Source organism: Mycobacterium sp. IDUB_9 (assembly GCF_055419505.1).
Window position 1 is genome coordinate 125,830 of the sequence record NZ_JBVAXU010000002.1, and the last position, 15,572, is coordinate 141,401.

The window sequence follows — 15,572 nt, forward strand, 5'->3', positions numbered from 1 at the left end:
CGCCAGCCGGTGCTACCGCAGCTTGACCATCCGCGTCGTCGAACTCTCGTCCAACTCGACGACATCGGAGCGCGACCGCAGGAAGTCGCTGAACGACTTGAAGCCCAACGATTTCTCGCTGAACGACGGGTCCATCCGCTTCATCTGGCGTTTGACTGCGGAGTTGTGCAGCCATTCGACGTCGTCGTCTTTCTCCAGGCCGATCTGCAGGGCGCGGGTGAGCAGCGCGGTCGCCTCGGCCTGGGGGTCGGGTTCTTCTGTCTTGCGGCTGCGCTTCTGCTGTCTGGGTTCGGGCTCGGGAGTGATTGTGGGGACTCCGGGGAGTGCGTCGTAGATGACGAACTCGTCGCACGCGGCGGCCAGTGCGCGGCTGGAGGATCCGGCCACCCCGATGCCGACGACATAGCGGCCCAGCCGTTTACAGCGTTGGGCGAGGGGGATGTAATCGGAATCCCCGGCCACGATCACGACATGGGTGAGGTCGGGAAGCCGGAACATGTCCTCGACCGCGTCGACGGCCAGCCGGATGTCCGCACCGTTCTTGCCATACGCGGCGGCGGGGAAGAGCTGCACGAGATCGACGGCGCGGCCGACTAGCTGCTCGCGGTATCCGGCGTTGAGGTCGGCTGACCAGTCCGCGTACGCGCGGGTGAGTACCAACGTGCCGAAGGACGAGGCGAAGTCGAGGATGGCACCCAGGTCGACGGTGGCCTTGGTGAGCTTGTCGGCCTCGAGGCCTTTGGCTTTGTCCTTCTGAAATGAGTTGCGGCCGTTGACCTGGTCGTAGCGGGAGATCACGATGTTGTCGAAGTCGAGGTATACCGCGACGCGGGTGTCGAGTTCAGTCATTTGAGTCCTCGGCTTCGGGCTGCCCGATGAGATTGCGGGCGCCGGTGGGGCCGAGCAGTTCCCGGAACGCCTGGATGGTGTAGCCGACGACGATAGCATCGGTCCTCGCGCGCGCGGTGGCAGACCGCGGCAGGCTGAACAACGGCCCCATCTCCCCGAAGTAGTCGCCGGGGCCGACGACCTTGATGACTTCCTCACCACCGCTGGCCAATTCGCGGGCCAGTTCGATCTCACCTTCGGTGATGATGTAGATCTGGTCGCCCATCTCGCCCTGGGAGAACAACACTTCGCCGGCCGCGATGGTCACGGTCTCGGTGTTCTGGTGTTCGACGGCGACGTGCGGAACGAGCTCCACCACGTGGTCGGCCAGCGGCAGGATGCGGGTGTCGTGGGTGGCGACGACGACGACGTGCTCGCCGCTGGCGAGCTCACGGATGAGCCGGAGCACTTCCTCGACCTGGATGAAATCCAGGTGTGCGGTCGGCTCGTCGGCCAGGATCAGCGGTGGATCGAGGGCGATGGCACGAGCCACCGCGACACGTTGTTGTTGCCCGCCACTGAGATCGCCGGGGCGATGATGCAATCGGCTCTCAAGGTTGACGCGGGTGAGCAGTTCGGTGGCGCGTTCGCGGGCTTCCCGCCGTGTCCGGCCCGCGGCGCGCAGTGGCACCATCACGTTTTCCAACGCGGTCAGGCTGGGCACCAGGTTGAAGGCCTGGAACACGATGCCGACGGTGTCGCGCCGGTAATCCGAGAGCGCCTTCTTGTCGAGCGTCGTCACGTCGATGTCGCCGAACTCGATACGGCCCGCGGTCGGCTTGAGGATCCCGCCCAGACACGACAGGAGCGTGGTCTTCCCGCAACCGCTGGGGCCCAAGAGAATTGACAGCGATCCGGCGGGGACCTCGAGGTCGAGCCCGTCGATCGGGCGTACCGCGTAGCCGCCGCTGGAGTACTCCACGACGAGGTCTTTGACGACTAAGTCGGCCATGTCAGGGTCCTCGGAATGCCAGGGCTGGGTCGACGTTCACGGCGCGGCGCAGGCCGGCCACACTGGCCAGGAGGCCGACCACGACGGCGACGATCGGTAGCGCGACGAATGCCACCGTGGGCACGTCGCAGCGCATCGGGAAGAGCGGTCCGAGCAGCAATGACAGGCCCGCGCCCAGCACCGCAGCCAGGAGCGCGACCGTCACGGCCTGCATCGCCAGGCCGGCCATGATGGATCGGCTGGCCACGCCGACGGCCTTGAACACCGCGAAATCGCGGGTGCGTTCCAGCGCCGACAGATAGATCACCGAGCCGACGATCAACACCGCGACCGCCCACAAAAGACCGGCCATCAGGCTCATCGCCTGGTTGGCGCCCCGCAGTGCGCGCACCATGTCGTCGATGGCGCCCGACCGGTCGACGATGCGGAATTCCGGTGGCGGCGGTCCCGGGGTGCCGATGATGCCGACCGAGGAGATCAGCTTCTGCCCCGAGAACAGCAGCTGCTGGGCGCCGGGCACCGTCAGGTAGATGTTGTCCTGCGCAGCCAGGGCGGTGAGGTCGTCGACCAGACCGACGACGCGTAGTTTCGCCGCCCCGACCGCGACATCGGAGCCGATCGGCTGGTCCATCGTCGTCGACACCGCAACCTCGTCGGGGGTGTGTGGGGCCCGGCCGTCCTTCAGAGCCGGCGTGCCCGGGCCCGCCTCGGGCACGCCGAACACATTCACGTTGCGCGGGGTGCCGTTGTTGGGGATCGTCGAGGAGCCGTAGACCAGCGGGACGGCGGTGGTGACGCCGGGCAGGCGCGCGGCACGTTGGACGTCGCTGAGCGGCAACGGTGCCGAGCCGAGGAACGGTCCTGCCGCACCTGCCTTGATCATGTACGCGTCCAGGCCCAACGCGTCGACACTGCGTTCGGCCTCCACGCGGAAACCATGGGCCAAGCCCGTCAACACCAACGTCATGGCGAAGACCAGCCCGGTGCCGACGGCGGCGATCAGGAATCGCCGTCGTCGCCACTGCAGATCGCGTAACGCCGCCATCAACACGTCAGTGCCCTCCGCATCTCTGCCGACGTTACCGAGATGGATGTTGCTGGTGGTTGTTATTGGGGCATTTGGTGTGAGGGTCCGGTTTGACGCGTCCGACCCGGTGACGGACGACCCGAGCACTGCTACTGTCCAGCGCAATCGGCGAGGGGCAGGGGCATGCACGCAATAGCCGGAGTTCGGCAACAGCTGGGTCAGGTTGTCGAGTCGGTGCATGCGGTCGCGCGTCTCGTCGACCGGGGCTTTATCGAGCCCCTGGATATCGGCGCGGTGGTGCGCAGCGCCAAGCTTGCGCGGCAGTACGGGCCGCAGGCCACCATGGCGATTCAGGGCGGGCGCCGGTATGCGGACCTGCCCGCGATTGTCGACGAGCGTGGCACATTGACGTACAAGCAGGTCGACGACCAATCCTGGGCGTTGGCGCATGGACTGCAACGCCTGGGGCTCAAGGAAGGCTCCGTTGTCGGGTTGCTGTGCCGGGATCACCGCGGCCTCATCATCGCGATGGCCGGCTGCGGCAAACTCGGTGTCCGGCTGGTGCTGATGAACACCGGCTTCGCCAAACCGCAGTTCGCGGAGGTATGCGCGCGCGAGGGCGTGCGGGTGGTGATGCACGACAGCGAGTTCCTCGGACTGCTCGACGCGCTGCCTGCCGAACTTCCTCGGGTACTGACCTGGGTGGACGATGACGCCGAGTTGCCTGACGGCGCACAGACAATCGACGACATCGTGGCGGCGAACCCGACCGGACCGCTGCCCCCACCGAGCAAGCCCGGAGGGTCGGTCATCCTCACCAGCGGGACCACCGGTCTGCCCAAGGGGGCGCCGCGTGACACCGTGTCCCCGTTTGCGACGGCGCAGATCGTCGACCGAGTTCCGTTCCCGCGCAAGGGAACCATGGTGATCGTCTCACCGATCTTCCACAGCACCGGCTGGGCCACCTACCTGGTGGGTGCCGCGTTGGGCAACAAGGTGGTGACGGCGCGGCGGTTCAACGCCGAGGGCACGCTGAAGCTGATGGCAGAGCACCGGGCCGACATGCTGGTAGCGGTGCCGACGATGCTGCACCGGATGGTCGAACTGGGCCCCGAGGTGATCGGTAAGTACGACATGTCGGCGTTGAAAGTGATCCTGATCGCCGGGTCGGCACTGAGCCCGGAGTTGTCCACCCGGGTCCAGGATGCCTTCGGCGAGGTCCTGTACAACATGTACGGCTCCACGGAGTGCGCCATCGCCACCATTGCCACGCCGGCTGAACTGCGGGCGGCTCCGGGGACTGCGGGCCGTGCCCCCGTGACCTGCGAGGTGGTGCTCTACGACGACAACGACCAGCGGCTCAAAGGCGCCAACCGCCGCGGCCGGATCTTCGTCCGCAACGGCGCGCCGTTTCAGGGCTATACCGATGGTCGCACCAAACAGATCATCGACGGCTATATGTCCAGCGGCGACATGGGCCATTTCGACGAGAACGGACTGCTGTTCGTCGACGGCCGCGACGACGACATGATTGTCTCCGGCGGTGAGAACGTCTTCCCGCAGGAAGTGGAGAACCTACTCGAGGAACGCGACGACATCGCGGAGGTGGCGGTGGTCGGTGTGGATGATGTCGAATTCGGAAAACGGTTGCGGGCCTTCATTGTTGCCGAACCTGGTGCCAGTCCTGACGCTGCCGAGGTCAAGCTGTATGTGAAGAACAACCTCGCCCGGCACAAGGTGCCCCGCGATGTGGTGTTCATCGACGAACTGCCGCGCAACGCCACCGGCAAGCTGCTGCGACGGGTGCTCGTCGAGATGGTCGTCGATACCTGACGGCCGTGGCCCGGCCTGATCGCGCTCTTCCAATGTCCTGTTTGGGGGACGCTGTGACGAGCGTGCAGTGTTTTCCGTCAGAACTGCGAGATCGCGTTGAAAGTCTGCACGCTCGTCACAGGCACGCCAGGGGGAACTGCCTTGTCGGTGGCTGGTGCGACGATGCGCGGTTCACTTCAAACAGGAGGTTGATATGAAGCGTGTATCGGTGGCAGTCGTCGGTCTGGTCGCCGTGGCTCTGGCGACGAGTCCGGCGGCGGTGGCGTCGCCGTCGTGGACCATGCCGAATCTGATCGGGATGGATCTGCAGGGCGCACAGGACGCGATCCAGTCGCTGACGCACGGCGAGGTGTGGTTCAGCAGCTCGACCGATCTGACCGGGAAGGGCCGGGCGCAGATCAGTGACCGCAACTGGCAGGTGTGCAGTTCGACGCCGCCGCCCGGGTCGACGTTCGGTACGTCGACCAAAATCGACTTCGGGGTGGTGCGCATCGACACGGAGAAGTGCTCGTGACGGTGTGAGCGGGTCTAGGTGTGGCTGAACGCCCCCGCGGGGGAGGACTGCGGTGACAGCGCCAAGCGAGTGGCACTCGCAGCGGTCCAGCAGGCGCGTGAGCGTGGTTTACCGCTGGCAGAGCTGCACCATCTGCGTATCCGCGTCGACCAATCGTTGAACAGTGTTGAGGTAAAACATTTTTTGGATACCGATGCTCTCGTTGGAGAGTCCGGGGGTGCGGGCTTGTTCGACAACGTCGACTACCTCGGCCGAAAGGTCACTGACCTGTTGCAGATGTCGGCGGACGGCCGGATCATCGACCCGGTCGGCGTAGCGGCCCAATTGAGTTGACCATCCTCGGTACTCCGATAGATCTGGCCCGCCGGGGCCGATCCTGCTGGAATCGAGAAGCTCTCGGTGGTCGCTGATGTAGCGAGCCGCACCGATGGCGGTTCGGCAGTCGCGGCCGGAAACCTGGCTCAGCATGCCGAAAGTCAGCCCGGCCGCGACAGCCAGCAGGAGGACCAGACCGGCTCGAAGCCAGCGCTGGCGGGTTGTGGGCGACGCCGCAGGTGCCACGGTTTGCGCGACCGCAGCGGCAACCTCCGGATCGGCGTCGGCCGCGGTGCGCAACCGTGCCAGATGCGGCTCACGGCGACGCCGGTCCCACTTCGGCCAGACCTGACCGACCACCAACATAACGGCGATAGCCAGGTAGAGCAGGGCGAGTCGCGGTTGGTCCGAGAAGAATTCGAGGACCGGGAGCGCAATCGCGAATAGCCCGATGAGCACCCAGCTGAGACGGCGACGTGCCGGGGTGACCCGATCCCGATATGCACGGGTGAGATCAATGGCGCGGACGGCTGCGGTCAGCACGGCCGGGTCAGTGGGTATCGGTTCGCCTCGCAGCGCCCGGGCCACAGCGGAACGCTGCGCGGCGGTGAGCCCTTTCAACACGGTGGCGTACGTGTTCACGACCGGCTGCGTGATCATTGTGACCGGGATGGCAGCGAGCAGTCCGAACGCGGCCAGTCCGACGGCCACAACCCAGCCCGGCCAGGATGTCCACCAATGGTATTGCGGGTGAACCACTGCCCACCCGAACAACAAGAACCACATCGTCATCCACACCGATATGAACAGCCAACGAGCCCACCGCGGTGCGGTGTTGTACCAAACCCACAACGGACGAGGTCCTTTCGACGGATGGCGCTGCGTTCAGCTAACGCCCTGCGATTGTGACATCGCTATGTGGGGGCCGACGGCGCCAATTTTCCGCTACCAGGTCAATTGAACGCGGTGCTGCCGGCCACGGCGTGCGTCGTGCTGATGAGCTTCGCGTAGCAGTGATTCCGATCGAAACCGTGGTCGCTGCACCAGGCCAACGCCCCACTCGCGGTGGGATACGTGATCGGCGCGATGGTGACCCAGAAGTTGGGCGCGTCGAACGTCGACCAATCACCGGACCACAGGAGCTTGGCGCCGTATTCCTGGCGCAGCCGCAGATGCTCTTCCAACGTCAACTCGTTGTCCCACACCACACCTTGGTCGACGACGCCCGGCCGTTTGGAACTCAATTGCGGCACCCATCGATCGGAACCCTGGGTGCTCACGACGGTGTGGTCGCCCAGTGAGATCTGGCGTAGTTGTGTCGAACTCGACGCTTCGGGGTTGCGGGTTGCCGTCGGCGTGTACGACGGCGTGGGAGCCGTCGTCGGCGCCGGCACCGTCTTGTACACAGTCGGCCCGGCGACGGTCACGCTCGACGGTGAGAGCGCCGATGTCTGTGCCGATGACGAGTCGACTGTCACAGAGTTTTTCGACAGGAGCAGACCGATGACCAGCCCGACCCCACCGAGGAGGAGCGCGGCTACCAGAACGACGGCCGCCATCGGCACCAAGGATTGCCGTGGAGGCGGTCCGGGCTCAGCGGCGCCGGGCGCGATGTGCGCGACGACCGGCGGTGCGGTGAGCAGCGGCGGTGAAACATATGGCGCCATCATGGTTTCGGCGCTAGCAGCGACCCTCTCGTCAGTGGTGTGCAACGCCCGTTGCGCGGCGCGCCCCAATGCGCCGGCGCTGCCGTAACGGTCGTCGGGCTCCTTGGCCATGCCGCGCGCGATAACAGTATCCAGGGACGTCGGGATTCCCGAGTGGGCCGTACTGGGTCGCGGCGGCGGGGTCGTCAGATGCGCCGCGATCAGCTGTTCGTTGCTATGGGTCGGGAACGGTGCGTCGGCGGTCAGCGCCTCGTAGAGCACGCAGGCCAGCGAGTAGATGTCGGCGGCGGGCGTGCACGGCTCGTCGCCGAACCGTTCCGGGGCCATATAGCTGAACGAGCCGATCCGCGTGTCTGCCTGGGTGAGGCTCGAATCGCCTTGGGCCTGCGCGATACCGAAGTCCAGCAGATAGGCGAAGTCCGCAGAGGTGACGATGATGTTCTGCGGCTTGACATCCCGGTGGATCAGCCCGCGGGCGTGCGCGGCGTCCAGTGCGGAGGCGATCTGTTCGACGATGGATACCGCGCGGCGCGGCTCGAGCGGGCCGCTGTTGATGAGGTCGTGCAGGGTCTGCCCGCGGACCAGGCGCATGTCGATGCAGAGGTTGCCGTCGATCTCGCCCCAGTCGTGAATCGGCACGACGTGGGGTTCCTCCAAGCTCGCCGCCGCCTGCGACTCGCGCAGGAACCGGGTTCGGAACTGCTCATCGTGGGCAAACTCCGCGCGCAGAATCTTCAGGGCAACGGTCCGGCCCTTGTCGGTGTCGACAGCCTCGTAGACCTCGCCCATGCCACCACGGCCGAGCAGCGCGGTCAGCTCGTACTTGCCGAACCGGCTCCCCACGCCCGGGTTGTTCTCGACCATCCTGTGCCTCCTCGACTGGCGAACAGGCGAACGTAACGCGGGGTGCCGACAAGTTTATTCGCCTTTGCGGGTTCAGTAGGGCGAATTGGCGCGTCGCAGGTGCGGGCACCGGCCGTAGGCTCATGAGCATGCGATTCGCACCCGTTGGCGCCGCACTGCTCGTCGCAGTGATGGTTGGCGTGAGTGGTTGCACCGGAGCGCCCGACCGTGAACAGGAAGCACTCGACATCAAGCACCGCATCGCGGCGATGCCGGGTGTGTCCGAGGTCGACCTGATCTATGACAACGGCATCCTCGAGGGCACTCGGTTCGAACTCAAAGTTGACATGGAGCAGGCCAGCGATCAGCAGGTCGGGGCGGTGACTTCCCAGCTCGACGAGCTACGCGGCAAAGACTTCGCGAAGTTCGACCAGCGGATGAAGATCATTGTGGCCGAACAGACTTCGCTTTCCGGAAGCGCCGATCTGCCCGATGACGTCGAGCAGGTGACCGGACTGGTGCGTCGCCTTCGGGCCGAGGCCCCGGCCGGGGAGATCCAGTGGTTCAGCGGCGCCGCGCCCGATGCATCGAAGGTAGAGATCCGGGAGGCCGAAAAACCAGGCGCCGCGGTCGATGCCATCCTGCGTATCTTCGCCAACCGGCCGCCGGGTGGTATCGAAGTGTCTGCCGCCAACCGGGTCGCCGATCCGCACTGGATGATCTTCACCCGGTTGTCCCCGGTGGAAAAGCAGCGTATCGACGGGCAACTGGCTGCAGCGGCGCCGGCCCAACCGGGGTGGATCAGCGTCCGCGACGGGCGGGTTGAGCATCTGACCTTCGGCGTGCCGACGCGGGCGACTGCCTATGACGACATCGTGCGGACCATCCACGCGATCGAGGCCGGGCCCGAGCATCCTGTCAGCCTCACCTGGCGCTGGAATGGTGACCGCGCCCGCTTCGACGAGCCACGCTGGGCGGGCAGCGCGATGATCGGCAAATGCGAGTACGTCAACGGCGACCGCACCAAGTCCGAACTGCTCGTGCCCGATGCGTTGGCGCTGCAACAGCGCATCCGCGACGAGTTCGATACCTGCCTCAAATAGCGGCTAATCGCGGGTCAGCTTGATTGCCGCGAGGTGCTCTCGGTCGACCGCGTCGGCGAACTCCTCCAGCGAGGGGACACGTGGGTCGCGGAACGTCAACCCCATCATCCGCTGCGCGCGTTTGACGCCATAGGACTCGGCACATCGGTGAAACAGATCCGCCACGGTCGCGGGATCTTGAATGAGCTCGCCGCGCATCGACGTCGTCTGCCCGTCGTGCAGAACCGCGGCGGTGGCGCCGTCACGGAAGTTGTATTTCCATGCCGCGTCGGTCAGCGCATAGAGAGAGTTGTCGATGAAGTGTGCGCTCAACGGAATTGCGTACTGCCGTCCGGTCTTTCGGCCTCGCACCGTCAGCACCATGAACTGCTTGCGCGCGGAGCCGGCGAACGGCGTGCGCAACATGAACCGCAGGGCCGGATTGACGACGCGCAGCATCGCCTTCGGCGGGTGGGCCACGGTGACCATGGGCTCTGTCATGTCCTCACGCTATGCCGATTGTTCGAGGTTGCCCAGGGTGTCGGTGGACGCTGATTGCCCGCGGCGGGTCCACGCGCGACCATGGCGATATGACCGGTTTTGTGACGGTCCGGGCATACGCCGAGCTCAACGACTTCGTGGAAGCCGGCTCGCGGGGCCGGACCGTGCGCCGTCCCTGCCAGAGCCATCAGACCGTCAAGGATGTCCTGGAGGCGATGGGTATTCCGCACACCGAGATCGACCTGATCCTGGTGAACGGGGACCCAGTGGGCTTCGAGCACCGACCGGCTGCGGGGGACCGCATCGCGGTGTACCCGATGTTCGAGGCGCTCGATATCGAGTCGACGGCCCGGCTACGGCCCGAGCCGCTGCGTGAGCCGCGGTTCGTGATCGACGTCAATCTTGGTCGCCTGGCGCGGCTGCTCCGGGTGCTCGGGTTCGACGTCTGGTGGTCGAACGACGCCGACGATCACAGCCTGGCCGAGATCAGCCTGGAGCAACAGCGGATCCTCCTGACCCGCGACCGGGGCCTGCTGAAGCGTCGGGCAATCACGCATGGCTTGTTCGTCCACTCCGAGCAACCGGAGGAACAGACGCTGGAGGTCATTCGGCGGCTGGACCTGAGACGCCGGGTGGCGCCGTTCTCCCGGTGCCTACGGTGCAACGGGGTGTTGGCCGCGGTGACGAAGGATGAGGTGTGCGACCGCCTTGAGCCGTTGACCCGCCGCCATTACGGCGACTTCGTCCGCTGCGAAGATTGCGGGCAGATCTATTGGCCCGGAACACATTTCACGAGATTGGCCAGTCTCGTCGACGGTCTTCTCGACCAACTCTGAGAGGTACGGCGGAGCGCGACTGACGTCGCGGATCTCTTCCCATTCTCAATATACGGCCGGGGGTGGGGCTTGTGGCAAGGCCCCTGTCGTGCTGCACAATCTGTCGGTCCGTGACCAGATGGGGGAGATTGTGACGAGTACGCCGAAACCGTTCGAAGTGCACGAGTCGGGTGCGCTGCTGCACGGCACCAAGGCTGACCTGGCGGTGGGTGATCGCCTGGTGCCCGGACGCGAATCGAATTACGAAGCGGGCCGGATCATGAACCACGTGTACGTCACCCGCACGTTGGATGCCGCGGTGTGGGGAGCCGAGATGGCCGTCGGTGAGGGGCGGGGCCGCATCTACATCGTCGAACCCGAGGGTGCGCTGGAGGACGATCCGAACGTCACCGACAAGAAGCTTCCCGGCAACCCGACCCGCTCCTACCGAACCCGGGAACCGGTGCGAATCGTCGGGGAGATCACCGACTGGGTGGGCCATTCACCCGAGCAGTTGCAAGGCATGCGGGACACCTTGGCCGATCTTCGGCGGCGGGGGCTCGACGTCATCTACGACTGATATCTGGGGCTCACCGTTTTGCCGGCGGTTCCGCTCCTATGTCCCGTGCGGGGCGCTGTGACGAACGTGCAGCTTTTCCGGCCAGACCTGCACACATCACGTGGAAAACCTGCACGTTCGCCGCAACACCGCACCCACCACCTCTACCTGTAGGCCCGTTCGCTCGATAGCGGGTTTTGGCCCCAACCCCCGTACCCTTCGATGGTGACCGCGATCGATCCCGACCAGCTCAGCACGTGCCTGCGGGTGCTTTCCGAAGTGGAGGCGCTGCCTCCAGAGCATCCCGATGCCGTTGCTGTGCGCCAGGCCACCGCGAAGCTGTTCAAGGCGGTGAAGAAGGCCCGTCGGGACGCCAGACGTGACGCGATCGCGACCGCGGACCGCGCCGTCATCGCGGCCACCGCTACCGGTGCACCCGGACGGATCGACGACGAGACGCAGGGTCTGCCGCTGGTATCGACCGCGGTCGGGGCGAGTGCGGGCACGCTGTTGCGCTCGCGGGCCTGCTACATCTGCAAGAACCACCACACCGTGGTCGACGCCTTCTACCACCAGCTTTGTCCGGAATGCGCCGCGGTGAACCGAGCCAAGCGCGACGCCCGCACCGACCTGACCGGGCGCAGCGCCCTGCTCACCGGCGGGCGCGCCAAGATCGGCATGTACATCGCGCTGCGGCTGCTGCGCGACGGCGCTTCCACGACCATTACGACGCGGTTTCCCAACGACGCGGTGCGCCGCTTCGCCGCGATGGAGGACAGCGCGGACTGGCTGCACCGGCTGCGGGTGGTGGGGATCGACTTGCGTGACCCGGCCCAGGTGGTCGCCCTCGCCGACGAGGTGGCGGCGCAGGGACCGCTGGACATCCTGATCAACAACGCGGCGCAGACGGTGCGCCGCCCGCCGGGCTCATATGCCGCGCTGGTCGAGGCCGAGCGCACCCCGCCGCCGGCGTTGGTCGACGTGATCACCTTCGACCATGTCAGTGACGCCCACCCGCATGCCCTGGCCGGGAGCCTCGGCGAGCATCCATCGGCGCACGCGCTGACTGAACTCGCCCTGACGGCGCGCAGCGCCTCGCCGGAGCGGATCTCCGCCGGCGTTGCCATCGACGCCGGTGGGCTGCTGCCCGATACCGCGTCGGTCAACAGCTGGACCCAACGGGTGCACGAGGTCGACGCGATGGAGCTCCTCGAGGTGCAGCTGTGCAATCAGACCGCGCCGTTCATTCTGGTGAGCCGACTGCGCCCGGCGCTTGCCGCCTCGTCGGCCCGGCGTAAGTACGTGGTGAACGTGTCGGCGATGGAAGGCCAGTTCGGCCGCGGCTACAAGGGGCCAGGCCATCCACACACCAACATGGCCAAGGCCGCGCTGAACATGCTGACCCGAACGAGCGCGGGGGAGATGCTCGAGCAAGACGGCATTCTGATGACCGCCGTCGACACCGGCTGGATCACCGACGAACGCCCGCACCCGACCAAGCTCCGGCTGGCCGAAGAAGGCTTCCACGCACCGCTGGATCTGGTGGATGGTGCAGCGCGCGTGTATGACCCGATTGTGCGCGGGGAACTGGGTGAGGATCTGCACGGGTGTTTCTTGAAGGATTACTCGCCGGCTAGTTGGTAGGGGCTTCGGGACCGAGGTGCGAACGGGCATCAATCAGCTTTGGCAGCACGGGGGGAATCGCCGTATGACTGACCAGTCCGTAGTCGCGCGGTGGCGTGTCGGGTTCATCGTCCGAGCAGTCTGCGTGCTAACGGCGGGTCTCGCGTTGGTCGGGGTGGGTTCGGATTCGCGGGCTTTCGCCGACCCGTCCGCGGGGGCAGATTCGCTCGCGTTCTGCGAAGGCAACGGCGGAACCTGGGATCAGGCCGGTGGCGTATGCACGCTCAGGGTCACCAATGCACACCAGATCGCTGTGCAACTGTCCGCCAAATACCCCGAGGACCTGCTGAACGACCAGACCGCGGGACCACCGGTCAAAGAATTTGTGCGCGATTTCTTCACGAGGTTCGGCCATCCGGACGACGGCCTGGTCCGAGATGGACAGGCGAATTTGACCTACCAGACATTCGAACATGCGCCAGGAATCCGGTCCGTTGTGTTCAGCATCTTCTGGTACCTCGGCGGCGCGCACCCGAACGATGAGATCACCACCTTCACCTTCGACTTGCAGCGCGGCAACCAGCTCGCCCTCGCAGACTTGTTCTGTCGGGACATCGACCCGCTCACCGCTCTGCCCCCGCTGGCGCGTCCGCACGTGAAAAGTGCAGTGACCCAAGATATTGACATCGCCCAGTTCGATCCCGGGCACCGATACAACTACACCGACGATTACCGCGCGTGGTACCTCGACGGGCCCGACCTCGTGCTGGTCATGCCAGCCGCGCGCTCCGGTCCTGCGCGGGCCGGCCTATGGCAGCCGCATATTCCGTTGGCGGAGTTAAATTCCATCCTGCGCGGAGGCAGTTGTGCGGTTTGAGGTGTCGCCAAGAAGCGCTCAAGACCCGTCACCCCGCGATCGGGCGACGCACCTCCAGCTGCGCAAGATCTGCTGCAATACGTCCGGCCGTCCATCCAGCACCGCTGGAGGCCAACATTTCACGGGGGACAGTCGCTGGGAAGAGGCGGTTGGTGAGGTCATCGGTGGCCTGGCTGCGTGCTGCCAGTACCGGAAGCAGAGTGCTGCGATCCACTTCGGTGGCAACTGTCGCGGAGGCGGCGGTGAGGCGTTCACCGATGCGGTTGGCGTAGGAGAGCAGAAACGATTGGCGAAACGAGCGTGTCCGGGTCTGTCCGCCGCTGGTTTCTCGGCCCACGCGCAGCATCGCCCGGGTGGCCTGGACCAATAGCGAAGTAGCAAGCAGTTCAACGAATTCCAGGTCGCACTCGGCCCCGATGACGGCGACGAACCCGATCTTCTCCGCGCACACCATGCGGCACCGGTTGGCCGTTGCCACGGACTGCACCAGTGCCGCCTTGGCGCTGACGTAGGGGTTGTCGATCCAGATCCGCCGAGCGATGGCATCCGCTACGCGGCCACGCTCGTGATCTCGAATCGCTTGGTGCAACGAGTATCTGCTCATCAGTTCTTGCGCCTTGGCCGAAAGCGCTTCCGCTTCTTCGGGAAACTTGGTGGCCTCTGCCTTGGCGAGTAGTCCGCGCACGCGGCTGAGCGCTTTCGCATCGGCCGTGTTCACCGGGATCGTCGAGTGCTGGTGCTCACCGGGCAACGGCAGAAAGGGTTCCAGGATCGTAAGGGTTGCCAGAAGCCGCAGTACCTTCAGTACGACCGTCAACGCTCCGTGATGGTCGACGGGATTCGTGTCCGCCCAGTCCCACATCTGCGGAGCGCCGTGATCGATGTCCACGTGTAACGCGGCGAGCTCGGCGCGCCATCGCGGGTGCAGTGCGGTGACGGGATAGTGCCGCGACTCGCGAACGATGGCCTCGTCCAGGTAGCCGGTTGCCGCTCCGTCGAGACGGCGACGAGCGAACTCGTGGAGGTCGTTGGGCGACCAACCCACCTGCCACGCTCTGCTGATGGCACCGGCCAAAGTGCCGTCGGCGGCAAGGTCGAGATCGTGTGTCCGGCCGGGGAACTCGTCGAGCAGCTCAGCGGCGTGGAATTCCGCGTCGTGGTCGGGACACATCGCGTAGTTGTACAGCGCCGCGGTGAGGCGGTCGAGCAGGGCGACCCGGTCGTACCCGGGATCGGTGTGCCAGCGTTTCTGGTGGGTCGTTGTGCGCCGGCTCTTGTGCTTGGCGGCGCGCTTTTGGCGGTTGCGGCGGCTCATGTCTGGAGTGTGGTGGAACGGTCTGACAAGTACCGTCTGCTACCGCGCTACGTGCGACATGCGCGGTGCCGTTCCCGCTCATGAGCAGCAGAACCGACGGGGTGGACGCAAGGCGACGCCATCGCAGCGGTAGGTCGCTCGTGTTTCGAAGTAACGGCTCGGGTCGTCGGTGTTCCTGCCTATCCTCACGCCATGGACACTGAGGGCCCCGTTGACTCGCTACTTGGCGCGTTGTCCAAGGCGCGGATTCCGGCGGAAAATCACCAGTTCATTCGGGAGTTGACTTCCGCCATCGGTATGGCGGACTTCCGCGCGGTCGAGAACACAGATCGTCCGCACGTCATTGCGACGAGGAGCGATGGCTTGCCCGATCTCCACATCCATTACGGATATACGAACGGATTCACCTCCGAAGACGAGATCCTCCGCGCGGTGGGCAGTGGGGTTGGACGTGCACCAAGTTCCCGGAAGGGGACTTGGTATGTCGAGCATCCGATAACCCGGGTGCACCGTGGGAGTGGCCGGTCCCGCGATGTTCGTCGCACAGCGGGGTTCTGCAGTTGCGGCATGCAATTGTCGGTGACCGGGGTCTGCGGTAACTGTGACTAGCGACCGGCCTGGCGATGAAGCTTCCGGGTTAGCACTTCGCCGAACATGCGGTTGAGAAGCGTCATGCAACGAGAGCTGATGTCGGTTCTGTGCCGACTTAGGTGAGGCTGGACGCCGGTCGGCTGACGTGCAGCAGCTTGCCTCATGCAAAC

Annotated in this window: 14 protein-coding genes; 7 read left to right on the top strand and 7 right to left on the bottom strand. The window is 65.5% G+C overall.

The genetic code is table 11. The features are described 5' to 3' along the window. Positions 1-12: 12 nt before the first annotated feature. From ACZY08_RS09140 to ACZY08_RS09150, 3 genes are read right to left on the bottom strand one after another with little or no spacing between them, the layout of a single operon-like run. The gene (locus tag ACZY08_RS09140; protein ID WP_463745132.1) at positions 13-849 is read right to left on the bottom strand and encodes an NYN domain-containing protein; all 837 of its coding nucleotides are present in this window, start codon (positions 847-849) and stop codon (positions 13-15) included. Beyond that, positions 842-1,840 (bottom strand): ABC transporter ATP-binding protein, encoded by a 999-nt coding sequence (locus ACZY08_RS09145; RefSeq protein WP_463745131.1) that lies wholly within the window; start codon positions 1,838-1,840, stop codon positions 842-844. The genes ACZY08_RS09140 and ACZY08_RS09145 overlap by 8 nt, the downstream gene beginning before the upstream one ends. A gap of 1 nt (position 1,841) precedes the next feature. After that, on the bottom strand, positions 1,842-2,891 hold the full coding sequence (locus ACZY08_RS09150) for an ABC transporter permease (protein WP_463745130.1): 1,050 nt from the start codon (positions 2,889-2,891) through the stop codon (positions 1,842-1,844). 159 nt (positions 2,892-3,050) lie between these two features. Here ACZY08_RS09150 and ACZY08_RS09155 point away from each other — a divergent pair, with 159 nt between their 5' ends. Both ACZY08_RS09155 and ACZY08_RS09160 read left to right on the top strand, forming a co-directional pair. Then, positions 3,051-4,700 (top strand): acyl-CoA synthetase, encoded by a 1,650-nt coding sequence (locus tag ACZY08_RS09155; RefSeq protein ID WP_463745129.1) that lies wholly within the window; start codon positions 3,051-3,053, stop codon positions 4,698-4,700. A 193-nt stretch (positions 4,701-4,893) separates the two neighbouring features. Continuing rightward, positions 4,894-5,214 carry a hypothetical protein gene (locus ACZY08_RS09160; RefSeq protein WP_463745128.1) on the top strand — a complete coding sequence of 107 codons (321 nt, stop codon included), beginning with the start codon at positions 4,894-4,896 and terminating at the stop codon, positions 5,212-5,214. Between the two features lie 108 nt (positions 5,215-5,322). Here the strand turns inward: ACZY08_RS09160 and ACZY08_RS09165 are convergent, their stop codons facing one another. Both ACZY08_RS09165 and ACZY08_RS09170 read right to left on the bottom strand, forming a co-directional pair. Beyond that, the gene (locus tag ACZY08_RS09165) at positions 5,323-6,321 is read right to left on the bottom strand and encodes a hypothetical protein (RefSeq protein WP_463781786.1); all 999 of its coding nucleotides are present in this window, start codon (positions 6,319-6,321) and stop codon (positions 5,323-5,325) included. Positions 6,322-6,482: 161 nt separating this feature from the next. Then, entirely contained in the window at positions 6,483-8,060 is a 1,578-nt protein-coding gene (locus ACZY08_RS09170; protein WP_463745126.1) for a serine/threonine-protein kinase, read from the bottom strand. Positions 8,061-8,188: 128 nt separating this feature from the next. On the opposite strand from ACZY08_RS09170, the gene ACZY08_RS09175 reads away from it, so the two are divergent. Further along, the gene (locus ACZY08_RS09175; RefSeq protein ID WP_463745125.1) at positions 8,189-9,142 is read left to right on the top strand and encodes a hypothetical protein; all 954 of its coding nucleotides are present in this window, start codon (positions 8,189-8,191) and stop codon (positions 9,140-9,142) included. A gap of 3 nt (positions 9,143-9,145) precedes the next feature. Here ACZY08_RS09175 and ACZY08_RS09180 read toward each other — a convergent pair whose 3' ends face one another. After that, entirely contained in the window at positions 9,146-9,622 is a 477-nt protein-coding gene (locus ACZY08_RS09180) for a hypothetical protein (protein WP_463745124.1), read from the bottom strand. 89 nt (positions 9,623-9,711) lie between these two features. On the opposite strand from ACZY08_RS09180, the gene ACZY08_RS09185 reads away from it, so the two are divergent. From ACZY08_RS09185 to ACZY08_RS09200, 4 genes are all read left to right on the top strand, one after another. Further along, the gene (locus tag ACZY08_RS09185; protein ID WP_463745123.1) at positions 9,712-10,458 is read left to right on the top strand and encodes a Mut7-C RNAse domain-containing protein; all 747 of its coding nucleotides are present in this window, start codon (positions 9,712-9,714) and stop codon (positions 10,456-10,458) included. A 118-nt stretch (positions 10,459-10,576) separates the two neighbouring features. Then, positions 10,577-11,017, top strand: coding sequence for an NAD(+)--rifampin ADP-ribosyltransferase (gene arr / locus ACZY08_RS09190; protein WP_209923524.1), 441 nt, complete (start codon positions 10,577-10,579; stop codon positions 11,015-11,017). 204 nt (positions 11,018-11,221) lie between these two features. After that, positions 11,222-12,640, top strand: a complete 1,419-nt coding sequence (locus tag ACZY08_RS09195) for an SDR family NAD(P)-dependent oxidoreductase (RefSeq protein ID WP_463745122.1) — start codon at positions 11,222-11,224, stop codon at positions 12,638-12,640. A 292-nt stretch (positions 12,641-12,932) separates the two neighbouring features. Next, complete coding sequence (locus ACZY08_RS09200) at positions 12,933-13,496, top strand: polysaccharide deacetylase family protein (protein ID WP_463781788.1); 564 nt, start codon at positions 12,933-12,935, stop codon at positions 13,494-13,496. Between the two features lie 28 nt (positions 13,497-13,524). Here the strand turns inward: ACZY08_RS09200 and ACZY08_RS09205 are convergent, their stop codons facing one another. Continuing rightward, a complete protein-coding gene (locus tag ACZY08_RS09205; RefSeq protein ID WP_463745120.1) occupies positions 13,525-14,811 on the bottom strand; it encodes a DUF2786 domain-containing protein in 1,287 nt (428 codons plus the stop codon). Positions 14,812-15,572: the final 761 nt, after the last annotated feature.

Coding starts and splice junctions, on each gene's coding strand:
- ACZY08_RS09205 (WP_463745120.1), bottom strand. CDS start 14,811: ATGAGCCGCCGCAACCGCCAAAAGCGCGCCGCCAAGCACAAGAGCCGG.
- ACZY08_RS09140 (WP_463745132.1), bottom strand. CDS start 849: ATGACTGAACTCGACACCCGCGTCGCGGTATACCTCGACTTCGACAAC.
- ACZY08_RS09175 (WP_463745125.1), top strand. CDS start 8,189: ATGCGATTCGCACCCGTTGGCGCCGCACTGCTCGTCGCAGTGATGGTT.
- ACZY08_RS09155 (WP_463745129.1), top strand. CDS start 3,051: ATGCACGCAATAGCCGGAGTTCGGCAACAGCTGGGTCAGGTTGTCGAG.
- ACZY08_RS09170 (WP_463745126.1), bottom strand. CDS start 8,060: ATGGTCGAGAACAACCCGGGCGTGGGGAGCCGGTTCGGCAAGTACGAG.
- ACZY08_RS09165 (WP_463781786.1), bottom strand. CDS start 6,321: ATGACGATGTGGTTCTTGTTGTTCGGGTGGGCAGTGGTTCACCCGCAA.
- ACZY08_RS09185 (WP_463745123.1), top strand. CDS start 9,712: ATGACCGGTTTTGTGACGGTCCGGGCATACGCCGAGCTCAACGACTTC.
- ACZY08_RS09145 (WP_463745131.1), bottom strand. CDS start 1,840: ATGGCCGACTTAGTCGTCAAAGACCTCGTCGTGGAGTACTCCAGCGGC.
- ACZY08_RS09180 (WP_463745124.1), bottom strand. CDS start 9,622: ATGACAGAGCCCATGGTCACCGTGGCCCACCCGCCGAAGGCGATGCTG.
- ACZY08_RS09160 (WP_463745128.1), top strand. CDS start 4,894: ATGAAGCGTGTATCGGTGGCAGTCGTCGGTCTGGTCGCCGTGGCTCTG.
- arr (WP_209923524.1), top strand. CDS start 10,577: ATGGGGGAGATTGTGACGAGTACGCCGAAACCGTTCGAAGTGCACGAG.